This is a genomic window from Microbacterium sp. F51-2R (assembly GCF_052180235.1).
Taxonomy (GTDB): Bacteria; Actinomycetota; Actinomycetes; order Actinomycetales; family Microbacteriaceae; genus Microbacterium.
Genome location: NZ_CP197470.1, coordinates 1,995,013 through 2,007,930, shown reverse-complemented (window position 1 = coordinate 2,007,930; position 12,918 = coordinate 1,995,013). Strand labels below are relative to the sequence as shown.

Here is a 12,918-nt window from a genome sequence, read left to right as displayed (position 1 = left end):
ACGGATCAGGATGCCGCGCCACGCCCTGGATCGCAGAGGGTGAGGCGTGACCGCGGCTAGTCTGCGCGCCCCAGACGCCTCGCAGGGCTGTCGCCTACCCTGGAGGAATGACTCCGACGCCCCCGCCTGCCCGCCCCGAGGAGTCCGCGTCGACGGCCGGCCCCGTCATGCAGGTCCGCCCCAAGACGGAAGGGTGGACGCAGAAGAAGGATGCCGAGGGCCGCCCGCTCCTGCAGTTCGCCTCGCCCAAGCGCGGCAAGCCGCCGGTGCACCTGGCCGACCTCACACCCGAGGAGCGCGTGAAGAAGGTCACGGAGCTCGGGATGCCGGGGTTCCGTGCGAAGCAGCTCGAGAAGCACTACTTCACGCACTGGACCCACGACCCGGCCGAGATGACCGACCTCCCCGCGGCCGGTCGTGAAGAGCTCGTGCACGGCCTCCTCCCGCCGCTGCTGACCGAGGTGCGGCGCCTGGAGACCGACAAGGGCGACACGATCAAGTTCCTGTGGAAGCTGCACGACGGCGCCCTGGTCGAGTCGGTGCTCATGCGCTACCCCGGCCGCATCACGCTGTGCGTCTCGTCGCAGGCCGGCTGCGGCATGAACTGCCCGTTCTGCGCGACGGGTCAGGCCGGCCTCACCCGCAACATGTCGGCGGCCGAGATCATCGAGCAGGTCGTGCGCGCCAACCGCCTCATCCGCGAGGGCGGCCTCGGCCCGGCCGAGCACCCCGACGAGCGCGTCACCAACATCGTCTTCATGGGCATGGGTGAGCCCCTCGCCAACTACGCGCGGCTCATGCAGGCAGTCCGCGTCATGACCGACAAGAAGCACGGCCTCGGCATGAGCGCGCGCGGCGTCACGGTCTCGACCGTGGGGCTCGTGCCGGCGATCCACAAGCTCGCGAACGAGGACATCCCCGTGACGTTCGCGCTGTCGCTGCACGCGCCCGACGACGAGCTCCGCGACGAGCTCATCCCGGTCAACTCCCGGTGGAAGGTCGACGAGGCGCTCGATGCGGCACGCGGCTACTTCGAGAAGACCGGCCGCCGCGTCTCGATCGAGTACGCCCTCATCAAGGACATGAACGACCACCCCTGGCGGGCCGACCTCCTCGCCGACAAGCTCAACGCCCGCGGGCGCGGCTGGGTGCACGTCAATCCGATCCCGCTGAACCCGACGCCGGGCTCGATCTGGACCTCGTCGACGAAGTCGGCGCAGAACGAGTTCGTCCGCCGCCTCAACGACGCGGGGATCCCGACGACCCTGCGCGACACCCGCGGCAAGGAGATCGACGGCGCCTGCGGGCAGCTCGTCGCGACCGAGGACGACCAGCGCGTCGCGGCCGACACTCCGCTCGAGGACTGACCGCGGCATCCGTCCGTCGCCCTCGCGCCGACCGCTCGCTCGCCGCGCCGCTCGGCGACGGCGACGGCGACAGTTTCCTGCGAACGCTACGTCGGCCGACGTGGCGGTCGCAGGAAAGTGTGGCGCTCGGCGGCAAGGGGACTCACCCGGCGCACAGGTTGGCTTGTCTAGGGTGGCCGGATGTCATTTTCCGTGCACCGGCCGGGCCGGTTCGGCTCCGACGGTCGCATCGATTTCGAGGTCGACGGCGAGACGCCCGACGACCTCTATCTCGATGATGTGCGTGCCGCGCAGGCCGAAGAGCGCTCCGTCCGCCGCGACGACGGCCCCGAAGACCCGTTCCCCGGGACCGGCGACGTCTTCGACGATGCGCTGGCGATGAACCCGCCGCCCGTGTCGGGTCCGGCCGGCAAGACACCGGAAGACAAGGCGACGGATGCCGCGCCCCCGCCGCTCGGCGAGTGGGGGGCCATCGACGAGCCCGCCGCGGAAGACATGACCCCGTCGACCCCCACCGCGTCGACCCCGACCCCGCCGGCCGAGCCCGCGGATGCGGGCGAGGAGCCGGAGGCCGAGGCATCCGTCGCTCCTCTGCGCGCCCAGCGCGCTCCCCGCCGCCGCGAGCGCGGCTCGGGATGGCGGAGGCTCGCGATCCTCGGCGGCGCCGACGGCTCGGTGCTCGACCAGGTGCCCACCGAGACGCCGCGCTTCGTGCAGATGTTCTTCGTCATCGCCGGCACGGCGCTCATCTCGGCGATCTCGATGTACTTCGCCCTGACGACCGGCGTCCGGATCGTGGCGTGGGGCGCGCTTCCGCTCGCCGTGGTGTGGGCGCTCATCATCTTCAACCTCGACCGCTTCCTCACCTCGACGATGCGCTCGACGCACAGCGTCGGGCGGCTCATCGGCCTCGCCATCCCGCGCATCATCATGGCGGCCGTCATCGGCATCGTCGTCGCCGAGCCGCTCGTGCTGCAGGTCTTCCACAACGACATCGCCCGCGAGGTGACGGCGACGAACCTCGTGCAGGCGCAGTCGGATCAGGATGCCGTGACCGATGGCCCCGAGAAGCAGGCCCTGGATGCCGCCGGCGCCCGGGTCGCGGCGCTGGAGAGCCAGGCGGCCAGCGGCGTCGTGGCCGGAGCCGACACGACGTCCGCCTCGACGGCCTCGGCACAGAAGACCGTCGACGATCTCACCGCCAAGCTCGCCGCCGCGCAGCTGGTGATCGACCAGGCGCGCGCCATCTACCAGTGCGAGCTCACCGGCCAGGGCGCGGGACAGGTCGCCGGCTGCAGCGGTGTCGCGGGCGAGGGGGCGAGCTCGACCGCGGCGAAGGACCAGCTGACGCAGGCGCAGGCGGCGTACAACGACCTCGCAGCCCAGCTCACCGCTGCGCAGGCCGACCTCGCCGCCGCGCAGGCCGCGGGCACGGCCGACGCCGGTGCGTCCGAGGCGCAGAACAAGCAGCAGGCGAGGGACGAGCTCCCCGCGGCGCGCAAGCAGTACGACGCGGCGCTCGCCGCGTACGACGCGAGGGCGGCCGAGGTCGCCGGCGGCAACGCGGGCGCCGTGGGCCTGCTCAGCCAGATCAGCGGCCTCGAGCGGCTGTCGGCGCGCGAGCCGACGCTCGCGTGGGCGCACTGGCTCATCGCCGGGCTGTTCTTCATGATCGAGCTCCTCCCGGTGCTCGTGAAGGTGCTGACGAGCTACGGCCAGCCCTCGCTCTACGAGCAGGCCGATGCCCTGCGCCGTCAGGTCGCCCTCGACCGCGTCACCGCGCGCAGCTGGCGCGAGCGCGCCGACATCGCGCGGGGCGCCGAGGCGTAGGCGGAGGGGAAGCGGCGATGGGGGATTGATCGCTGCGAGTTCTGAATACCATCGCTTCCCGTTGTTGGACTTCTTGCAGACTCGGTGCCTAGAGTGACACGGCAGGACGCCGGCGGGACGTCGGCAAGACGATGAAGTAACGAGAGAAATCAGGCAATGGTCGAATATCGCTATCTCGGCAACAGTGGATTCAAGGTCTCGGAGATCACCTACGGCAACTGGGTGACGCACGGCTCGCAGGTCGACGACAGCGCGGCGATCGCGACGGTCCACGCCGCGCTCGACGCGGGCATCACGACCTTCGACACGGCGGACACCTACGCGAACACCGCGGCGGAGGTCGTGCTCGGCAAGGCCATCCAGGGTCAGCGCCGCGAGTCGCTCGAGATCCTCACGAAGGTCTACTGGCCCATCGGTCCCAAGGGCCCGAACGACCAGGGGCTCTCGCGCAAGCACATTTTCGACGGCATCCACGGGTCGCTCTCGCGCCTCGGGGTGGACTACGTCGACCTCTACCAGGCGCACCGGTACGACTACGAGACGCCGCTCGAAGAGACGATGCAGGCCTTCGCCGACATCGTGCGCCAGGGCAAGGCCCTCTACATCGGCGTCTCGGAGTGGACGGCCGAGCAGTTGCGCGAGGGTGCGGCGCTGGCCAAGGAGCTGAAGTTCCAGCTCGTGTCGAACCAGCCCCAGTACTCGGCGCTGTGGCGCGTCATCGAGGACAAGGTCATCCCCACCTCGGAAGAGCTGGGCATCTCCCAGATCGTCTGGTCGCCTATGGCGCAGGGCGTGCTGTCGGGCAAGTACCTCCCCGGTCAGCCCGTGCCCGAGGGCTCGCGCGCGACCGACGAGAAGAGCGGCGCGCAGTTCATCTCGCGCCTGCTCCAGGACGACGTCCTCGAGGCCGTGCAGAAGCTCAAGCCGATCGCGGCCGAAGCGGGTCTGTCGATGCCGCAGCTGGCGATCGCGTGGGTGCTGCAGAACCCCAACGTCTCGGCCGCGCTGGTCGGGGCCTCCCGTCCCGAGCAGATCGCCGACAACGTCAAGGCCTCGGGCGTGAAGCTCGACGCCGACACGATGGCCGCGATCGAGACGGCCCTGTCGGGCGTCGCCGAGCGCGACCCGCAGAAGACGTACGAGGTCTCCCCGGCCTCGCGTCCCGCCTGACCCTCTGTGCGCGAGACTTCACGAACGATCACCGCTTCCGGCGGGTCGATCACCGTTCGTGAAGTCTCGCGCAGGGGGCGAGGATGAGTGCATGCCGGTGCACAGTGCGGGGTTGCTTCTCTATCGAGTGACGGATGCCGCCGCCGGCGCCCCGGTGACGGATGCCTCGGCCGAGGTGCTCATCGCCCACATGGGCGGTCCGTTCTGGGCGGCCAAGGACGAAGGTGCCTGGTCGATCCCGAAGGGCGAGTACGATCCCGACGCCGAAGCCGCGCTCGACGCGGCACGGCGGGAGTTCGAAGAGGAGCTGGGCCTCGCGCCGCCCGACACGGACTTCGCCGAGCTCGGCACGTGGGCGTACTCGTCGGGCAAGCGCATCACGGTGTTCGTCGCAGACGGCGCCCGCTTCTCGCTCGACGGCCTCGCTTTCGGGGAGTTCGAGCTCGAGTGGCCGCCGCGGTCGGGCCGCACGCAGTCCTTCCCCGAGGTCGACAGGGTCGAGTGGATGCCGCTGGCCGACGCCCGTCCGAGGCTCGTGAAGGGTCAGCGGGCCGCCCTGGACGCGCTCGCCGAGCGGTTCGCCGACGTCTGACCTACTGCGTGCCGGGCGCGGGCACGGTGGTGCGTTCCGGCGACGGAGCGGATACCTCCGAGGGGTCGATCCCGGGTGTCGCGACCACGGTGCCGTCGGCACTCAGCGTGTAGCCGATGTAGGCGGGCACGCCCCGGGAGAAGGCGGCGGTGTCCGCCAGGGGGAAGACCACGGTCACCGGCCACGCCCAGGGGGTGGACAGGCACACGACCCGTGCCGCAGGCGCATCCTCGACGATCATGCACACGCGGTCGTCGACCGTGCGTCCCGTGCCGACGAGGCGGCCGTATAGCGTCCCGTACGGCCGGAAGTCGCTGTGTACGATCCGGGCCGCGACGGCCTCCGCCCCCGGCAGCTCCAGCACCTCGTTCCGCTTGCCCTCGAGGTACTGCAGGTAGGCACTCATCCGCGACGCGGCCTCTGTGCCGTTGATCTCGACCCGCGGGGTCGCCCCTGCGACGTCGGCGGGCGCCTGCGGCGGCGGGCTGGAGACGGCCGCGGCGACGGCGATCAGCGCGGCGAGGCCGACGGCAGTCCCCGCGAGGCCCCACCGCCGGGCCCGGCGGCGGGCGGTGTCGCCGCCGTGTCCGTCGGGCTCCGTGTGGAGCGCCGTCCCGAAGCCTGTCGACCGCGCGCCATCCGGAGCCGCGGCATCCTCTCCCTCTCCGCCGGCATTAGTCAGGACGACGCTGCCCGCGTCGCGAACGCCGCCGGCGTCATGGCGGGCGCTGCCGGCGTCGTCACCGATCGTGCCGGCGTCGTCGCTCCGCGCGGCGCGGCGGGGAGCGGACGCCTGCTCGAGCTCGACCAGCCGAGCGAGAGCGGCCGGGTCGGTGTCGATGTCGGCGCGCGGTCCGTATGCGCGCGCCTGCAGCGCCCTCAGCTCGGCGCGCAGCGGGTCTGGCTCCTCTGCCACCCCTCCAGGCTATGACCGCAGGGAGGAGGTGGCGCCGGGCCCTCCGTTACCGCACGGATGCGCTGCCCGGCCGGCCGCCACCCGACTTCCGGTCATCGCCCGTTCCTGGGTGCGGCCGAGACGTCGAGCCGCGGGTGCGACCCGAGCGACGACCACGCCGACTCGATGCCCTTCGCAGCGTGCTCCGACGCGCGCACGGCGCGCTCGTCGGCCCACGCGTTGAGCACGTGCCCCGAGTGGCCCCGCACGTGCTCGAGCACGACGTCGGGGAGCCCCGCCGCGCGCCGGTCGTCGCGGGCGGCCATGAGCCGCTCGAGCAGCTCGCGGTTCTTCGTGGGAGCGCCGGTCGACGTCTTCCAGCCGCGGCGCTTGTGGCCGTCCATCCACTTCTCGTACGTGTCGATGGCGTACTTCGAGTCGGCCTGCACGACGAGGTTCTCGACGTCGGGGTGGTCTTCGATCGCCTTGATGAGGCCGAGGAGCTCGCCGATGTTGTTCGTGCCGAGCGGGATCGAGCCGGCGGCCCAATGGCCGTCCTCGGCCACCCACGCCCATCCGGCCGGTCCGGGATTGCCCTTGCAGGCGCCGTCGGTGGCCACGATGTAGCGTGCGTCGGAAGTCACTCGGGCAAGGCTACCGACTCCCGCGCCGCCCTCACTCCGCCGGCGCCTCGATCGAGGGCGCCTGGGCCTCCCATTCGGCGACGAGCTCCGGCATCCGTCGCGAGAGATACCGCAGGAACCCTGCCATGTCGCGCGCGCGAGCGGCGGATGCCGGGGCGCGGCCGTTGTCGTCGGCGATGGCGTCGATGTCGTCGCCGAGGCGTGCGTAGGCGGGGGCGTTCGCGACGACCATCGAGTGGAAGCCGTCGTCCATGATGTCGTAGCTGGCCACCCGCTGCCCCGGCCGTGAGACGCGCCGGATCATCCGCAGCGTCTCGAGGTAGCGCACGGCCCCCGACACCGCCCCGGCCGAGACCCCGAGCCGGTCGGCGAGCTCGGCGGCGGTGTAGCCGCCGTCGGGCGATCCGACGAGAGCCATCAGGACGCGCGCCGACATGCGCTGCATGCCCAGGGCCGTGAGCATCGCCGCGGCGCGCTCGGCGGCCTCGGTGCCGGCGTGGTCTGGCGGCATGCCTCATCCTCCCGTCGCGAGCTCGCGCCGTCGCATGAGCGCGAGCGACCCCGCGGCGCCGAGAGCGATGGCGAGGATGAGCCACCACACGCCGCGCCAGTCCACGCTATCGCCGATCGGGATGGGGGCGACCGAGAAGGGGGACGCATCGGTCACGGCGTCGGGGAACTGGAAGAGCGGCCCGAAGAGGCCGATGATCGCGGCGAGCATCACGAGCGACCAGCCCGCCGGGATCGTCGCGCGCGGCACGAGCACGAACACGAGGGCCGTCAGGACGAGGAAGACGGATGCCGCGAGCACCTGTCCTGCGCCCGAGACGACCGCGTCGCGCACGAGGCTCGCCTCCGCGCCCGCGGCGGCGGTGCCGATCGCGGCGCCGGCGATCCCCGACGCGACGACGACGAGGACCGCGACGAATCCGACGACGACGAAGTCCGCGAGCCAGCGCACGCGCGGCACGGGCTGGGCGAGGACGATCTCGGCCGTGCCGTGCGCCTCCTCCTGCCGTGCGCGCGCGACGGTCTGCACGGCGGCGCACGAGGCGAAGATCCCGAGCATCACGAAGAACGTCACGAGCACGCCCTGCGCGAGGTCGCCCTCGCCCGAGATGCTCTCCAGCACCTTGGCGACGGCGGGGTTGTCGCCGCCCATCTGCTCCACGACCGACGAGAGGGAGGTGGCCAGGAGGCCCGCGAGGATCCCCGCGATCGCCCACCCGATGATGGACGGATACGTCAGGCGCCACACGAGCCCGGTCGTCGAAGACAGGAGGGGCCCGGCATCCGTCCGTCCGTGACGCTCCGGCACGAGGCTCGCCCCGACGTCGCGCACGGCCTGCAGGACGAGCGCCGCCGCGACGAGCACGACCGCCGCGCCCGCGCACAGCGCGACCGGCGGCCAGTCGTTCTGGTCGAAGCCCCGCGTGTTCTCGCCCCACCCGAACGGCGACAGCCACGTGAGCCACGAGCTCTGCATGCTCTGCAGGTCGTCGCTCGGCGTGCCGGCGGCGTTGCCGATGCCGGCGAGCAGGAAGGTCGTGATGAGCACCGCGACCGAGACGGAGTTCGCGCCGCGCGATGTGCGCATGAGCTGCGCCGCGACCAGGCCCACCCCGAGGAAGACGAGTCCGACGGCGCCGGCCGCGATGCCGACGAGCCAGGCTCCGTCGGCGGGAAGCCCGACCGCGAGGAACGCGAGCGCCGTGAGCACGGCGAGAACGAGGTTCGCGGCGGTGCCGTGAAGGATCGTGGCCGCGGCCGGCCGCCACCTCGACGCCGGCGTCGCCGAGACGAGCTCCATCCGGCCGGTCTCCTCCTCGGTGCGCGTGTGGCGCACGGCGAGGAACGAGCTCATGAACGAGGCGAGGATCGCGAGCCACGGGAAGATCAGGAACGCGATGAAGGCCCCGTCGCCGGCGCCCGAGGGGAGGCCCCGGAACAGCAGGATGACGGGGTTCGCCATGACGGTCGCGAGGAGCGCGACGCGGTCCTGCTCGTTGCCGTACGACTGATCGACGCCGATGTAGGCGGCGTAGGCGAGGGCCGCCGTGCCGACCGTCCAGAGCAGGAGCTGCACCCAGTCGCGGCGCAGGCGCTGCCCCCACAGCGCGAGGGTCCTCATCGCGCGCTCCCAGCGCGCTCGCCGGCCTCGGCGTTCTCGAGCTCGCGGAGGTCGTCGCCGTAGTGCCGGAGGAAGAGCTCCTCGAGGGAGGGCGGCACGATGCGCAGGCCCTCCACGCCGAGATCGGCAAGCACCGGCAGCGCTCCTCGCACCTGGTCGCTGGCGATCGTGAAGCTCACGCGGCCGTTGTCGACGGCGACGTCGTCGGCGCCCGGCACGCGGGAGACGGATGCCGCGCCGCTGCCGTCCACCGCGAACGACACCTCCGTGCGCGTGAGGTGGCGGAGGTCGGCCAGCGTCCCCGACTCGATGATCTTCCCGAGGCGGATGATCGAGACGCGGTCGCACAGCTGCTCGACCTCCGAGAGGATGTGGCTCGACAGCAGCACCGTCGCGCCGTCCGCCCTCACGCGCGCCACCTCGCGGCGGAACATGACCTCCATGAGGGGGTCGAGGCCGCTCGTCGGCTCGTCGAAGATGTAGAGATCGGCCGGCACGGCGAAGGCCGCGATGAGCGCGACCTTCTGCCGGTTGCCCTTCGAGTAGGCCCTGCCCTTCTTGCGCGGATCGAACTGGAACGCCTCCATGAGGCGCTTCTTCTCGGCGCGGTACGCGGCATCCCTCCGCCGTCCGCGCAGGCGTGACAGGAGGTCGATCGTCTCGCCGCCGCCGAGATTCGGCCAGACGCTCACGTCTCCCGGGATGTACGAGACGCGCCGGTGGATCGCGACGGAGTCGCGCCAGGGGTGCAGTCCGAAGACGGATGCCTCGCCCGACGTCGCGCGGGCCAGGCCCAGCAGGACGCGGAGAGTCGTGGACTTGCCGGCGCCGTTGGGGCCGAGGAATCCGTGGATCTGACCTGCCCCGACCTCGAGGTCGAGCCCGTCGAGGGCGTTGATCGATCCGTAGCGTTTGACGAGACCCGCGGTGCGGATCACGGACGTCGTACCTGTCATGCGCGGGACGCTACGCGCATTTCACGAATTTGTGAAGAATCCTCACGCGATCCTCACGCCCACCCCCGGCGGCGAGGCGAACACGGCGCTCTGTATACGCAAAAGGTCCTCGCGGCGCCCGATGCGACACATCAACACGCCTGTGTATACAATAAGGGCGATCCGACCGTCGAGAGGAGGCGTCCATGCGCGCCAGCGATCGTGCCTACCGCACGCTCCTCGACGAGATCCAGTCCGGCCGGCTCGCTCCGGGCTCCGTCCTCGGCGAGGTCGAGCAGGCCGCGCGCCTCGGGGTCAGCCGCACGCCGCTGCGAGAGGCTCTCGGCCGCCTCGCCGCCGACGGCCTCGTCGTGCAGCAGTCCGCGCGCGTCACCGTCGTCAGCGACCTCGACGCCGGCGACATCCTCGAGCTGTTCGAACTTCGCCGCGCGCTCGAAGAGACCGCCGCCCGGCTCGCCGCCGAGCGCGGCGACGTGAAGACCTTCGCCGAGCTCGCCGAGGCGTTCGGCGAGGCATCCGTCGACGGCGCCGCCGCAACCGACGACTACTACGCCGTCATCGAGCGCTTCGACGCCGCGCTGGACGAGGCCGTGCGCAACGACTACCTCACCGCGGCGCTGCGCACCGTGCGCACCCACCTCGTGCGGGTGCGCCGGCTCGCGCGCGACAATCCGGGCCGGCTCGCGGCATCCGTCGCCGAACACCGGCTCATCGCCTCGGCGATCGCGCACCGAGACGCCGATCTCGCGGCGCACGCGACCCACGTGCACCTGCACAACGCCCTCCGCAGCATCCTCGATTCGATCGGGGCCGACGACCACCACGAACAGGGAGCAGCATGACCGTCACGCACCACGTCCGCGTCTACCGCAGCGAAGAGCCGCTGCCGCGCGAGGAGCAGCTCGCGTGGAAGATCGCCGAAGTCGCCGCCGACCCCGTCGAGGTCGACGCCGATGTCGTCGACATGATCATCAACCGCGTCATCGACAACGCGGCCGTCGCCGCGGCATCCCTCACCCGTGCGCCCGTGAGCGCCGCCCGCCAGCAGGCCCTCGACCACGCCGTCTCGATCGGCGGCGACGGCGCGACCGTGTTCGGCTGCGCGCTCGAGCGGCGGACGTCCCCCGAGTGGGCCGCGTGGGCGAACGGCGTCGCGGTGCGCGAGCTCGACTATCACGACACGTTCCTCGCGGCCGAGTACTCGCACCCGGGCGACAACATCCCGCCGATCGTCGCGGTCGCGCAGCACGTCGGTGCCGACGGCGCGGCGCTCGTGCGGGGGATCGCGACCGGCTACGAGATCCAGATCGACCTCGTGCGCGCGATCAGCCTGCACAAGCACAAGATCGACCACGTCGCCCACCTCGGCCCGTCGGCGGCCGCGGGGATCGGCACGCTCCTCGGCCTCCCGGTGCAGACGATCTACCAGGCCGTGGGTCAGGCCCTCCACACGACGACCGCGACCCGTCAGTCCCGCAAGGGCGAGATCTCGACGTGGAAGGCGCACGCCCCGGCCTTCGCGGGGAAGATGGCCGTCGAGGCCGTCGACCGCGCGATGCGCGGCGAGACTTCTCCCTCGCCCATCTACGAGGGCGAGGACGGTGTCATCGCCTGGCTCCTCGACGGGCCGGATGCCTCGTACGACGTGCCGCTGCCCGCACCCGGCGAGTCCAAGCGCGGCATCCTCGACTCGTACACGAAGGAGCACTCGGCCGAGTACCAGGCGCAGGCCTGGATCGACCTCGCCCGCAGGCTTCACAACGAGCACCCCGACGCCTTCTCGCCCGACAACGTCGCCTCGATCGTGCTGCACACGAGCCACCACACGCACTACGTCATCGGCTCGGGCGCGAACGACCCGCAGAAGTACGACCCGACCGCCTCGCGCGAGACGCTCGACCACTCCATCCCGTACATCTTCGCCGTCGCGCTGCAGGACGGCGGCTGGCACCACGTCGATTCGTACGCGCCCGAGCGCGCCGGCCGCCCCGACACGGTCGCGCTGTGGCACAAGATCACGACGGCCGAAGACGAGGAGTGGACGCGCCGCTACCACTCGGAAGACCCGGACGAGAAGGCGTTCGGCGGCCGCGTCGTCATCACGTTCGCCGACGGCGGCGAGATCGTCGATGAGATCGCCGTCGCCGACGCCCACCCGCTCGGCGCGCGGCCGTTCGTGCGCGAGGACTACATCCGCAAGTTCCGGCTGCTCGCCGAGCCCGTGCTCTCGCCGGAGGAGATCGAGCGCTTCCTCGACCTCGCGCAGCGCCTTCCCGACCTCACGCCCGCCGAGGTGCAGCAGCTCACGATCGTCGCGAAGCTGGGTGTGCTCGCGGGCGCCCCGGCCCCGAAGGGTCTCTTCTGATGCTGTACTCGACCGTCCCCGCGGCCGAGAAGCGCCGGCTCCTGCGCGAGCGGCTGGCCTCGGGCGAGCTCCTGCGCTTCCCCGGCGCCTTCAATCCGCTCTCGGCGCGGCTCATCCAGCAGAAGGGGTTCGAGGGCGTCTACATCTCGGGCGCCGTGCTGTCGGCCGATCTCGGGCTCCCCGACATCGGCCTCACGACCCTCACGGAGGTCGCCGGCCGCGGCCAGCAGATCGCCCGGATGACCGACTTGCCGGCCCTCATCGACGCCGACACGGGCTTCGGCGAGCCGATGAACGTCGCGCGGACCATCCAGACCCTCGAAGACGCCGGTGTCGCCGGCATGCACATCGAGGATCAGATCAACCCCAAGCGCTGCGGCCATCTCGACGGCAAGGCCGTCGTCGACGCCGGCACCGCGATCAAGCGCATCCGTGCAGCCGTCGACGCGCGTCGCGACCCGGACTTCCTCATCATGGCGCGCACCGACATCCGGGCCGTCGAGGGGATGGATGCCGCGATCGACCGCGCGAAGGCGCTGGCGGATGCCGGGGCCGACGCGATCTTCCCCGAGGCGATGCGCTCGCTCGAGGAGTTCGAGGCGATCCGGCGCGCCGTCGACGTCCCGATCCTCGCGAACATGACCGAGTTCGGGAAGAGCGAGCTGTTCTCGGTGGATCAGCTGCGCGACGTGGGCGTGAACATCGTGATCTGGCCCGTCTCGCTGCTGCGGATCGCGATGGGCGCGGCATCCCGTGCTCTCGATACGCTCACGGATGAGGGGCACCTGACCTCGCGGCTCGGGGAGATGCAGCACCGAGCCGATCTCTACGACCTCGTGGACTACGAGGGCTACAGCCACTTCGACCAGGACGTCTTCACCTTCCAGATCACCCGCTGACCACCACGTCCCGATTCCGGGTCTTCCCGTCCCGAGCCCCACCGCCTGCGGGGCTCCTCGGCGGAACCG

General features: G+C 71.4%; 12 protein-coding genes. 7 read left to right on the top strand and 5 right to left on the bottom strand.

Annotated elements, in window-relative coordinates; translation table 11 throughout:
• The first annotated feature begins 167 nt into the window (after positions 1-167).
• The 4 genes from rlmN to ACSBPH_RS08920 all read left to right on the top strand — a co-directional run bounded on the left by rlmN (position 168) and on the right by ACSBPH_RS08920 (position 4,959).
• Positions 168-1,367 (top strand): 23S rRNA (adenine(2503)-C(2))-methyltransferase RlmN, encoded by a 1,200-nt coding sequence (gene rlmN, locus ACSBPH_RS08935; protein ID WP_442577273.1) that lies wholly within the window; start codon positions 168-170, stop codon positions 1,365-1,367.
• 180 nt (positions 1,368-1,547) lie between these two features.
• On the top strand, positions 1,548-3,197 hold the full coding sequence (locus tag ACSBPH_RS08930; protein WP_442573998.1) for a DUF4407 domain-containing protein: 1,650 nt from the start codon (positions 1,548-1,550) through the stop codon (positions 3,195-3,197).
• A 156-nt stretch (positions 3,198-3,353) separates the two neighbouring features.
• On the top strand, positions 3,354-4,367 hold the full coding sequence (locus ACSBPH_RS08925) for an aldo/keto reductase family protein (protein ID WP_442573997.1): 1,014 nt from the start codon (positions 3,354-3,356) through the stop codon (positions 4,365-4,367).
• Positions 4,368-4,458: 91 nt separating this feature from the next.
• Positions 4,459-4,959 carry an NUDIX domain-containing protein gene (locus ACSBPH_RS08920; protein ID WP_442573996.1) on the top strand — a complete coding sequence of 167 codons (501 nt, stop codon included), beginning with the start codon at positions 4,459-4,461 and terminating at the stop codon, positions 4,957-4,959.
• Between the two features lies 1 nt (position 4,960).
• Here the strand turns inward: ACSBPH_RS08920 and ACSBPH_RS08915 are convergent, their stop codons facing one another.
• The 5 genes from ACSBPH_RS08915 to ACSBPH_RS08895 form a co-directional block, all read right to left on the bottom strand.
• The gene (locus ACSBPH_RS08915; RefSeq protein ID WP_442573995.1) at positions 4,961-5,875 is read right to left on the bottom strand and encodes a hypothetical protein; all 915 of its coding nucleotides are present in this window, start codon (positions 5,873-5,875) and stop codon (positions 4,961-4,963) included.
• Between the two features lie 92 nt (positions 5,876-5,967).
• Entirely contained in the window at positions 5,968-6,498 is a 531-nt protein-coding gene (locus ACSBPH_RS08910) for a ribonuclease H family protein (protein ID WP_442573994.1), read from the bottom strand.
• 31 nt (positions 6,499-6,529) lie between these two features.
• Entirely contained in the window at positions 6,530-7,009 is a 480-nt protein-coding gene (locus tag ACSBPH_RS08905) for a GbsR/MarR family transcriptional regulator (RefSeq protein WP_442573993.1), read from the bottom strand.
• Positions 7,010-7,012: 3 nt separating this feature from the next.
• Complete coding sequence (locus ACSBPH_RS08900; protein ID WP_442573992.1) at positions 7,013-8,629, bottom strand: ABC transporter permease; 1,617 nt, start codon at positions 8,627-8,629, stop codon at positions 7,013-7,015.
• On the bottom strand, positions 8,626-9,585 hold the full coding sequence (locus ACSBPH_RS08895) for an ATP-binding cassette domain-containing protein (RefSeq protein WP_442573991.1): 960 nt from the start codon (positions 9,583-9,585) through the stop codon (positions 8,626-8,628). Before ACSBPH_RS08895 ends, ACSBPH_RS08900 begins: the two co-directional genes overlap by 4 nt.
• Before the next feature lie 185 nt (positions 9,586-9,770).
• Between ACSBPH_RS08895 and ACSBPH_RS08890 the strand changes: the two genes are divergently transcribed.
• Genes ACSBPH_RS08890 through prpB form a run of 3 tightly spaced genes read left to right on the top strand, consistent with a single transcriptional unit; the run spans position 9,771 to position 12,849 of the window.
• Complete coding sequence (locus ACSBPH_RS08890; RefSeq protein WP_442573990.1) at positions 9,771-10,427, top strand: GntR family transcriptional regulator; 657 nt, start codon at positions 9,771-9,773, stop codon at positions 10,425-10,427.
• Positions 10,424-11,950: an MmgE/PrpD family protein gene (locus tag ACSBPH_RS08885; protein WP_442573989.1), complete on the top strand. Its 1,527-nt coding sequence runs from the start codon at positions 10,424-10,426 to the stop codon at positions 11,948-11,950. Before ACSBPH_RS08890 ends, ACSBPH_RS08885 begins: the two co-directional genes overlap by 4 nt.
• The gene (gene prpB / locus ACSBPH_RS08880) at positions 11,950-12,849 is read left to right on the top strand and encodes a methylisocitrate lyase (RefSeq protein ID WP_442573988.1); all 900 of its coding nucleotides are present in this window, start codon (positions 11,950-11,952) and stop codon (positions 12,847-12,849) included. Before ACSBPH_RS08885 ends, prpB begins: the two co-directional genes overlap by 1 nt.
• The last annotated feature ends 69 nt before the right edge of the window (positions 12,850-12,918 follow it).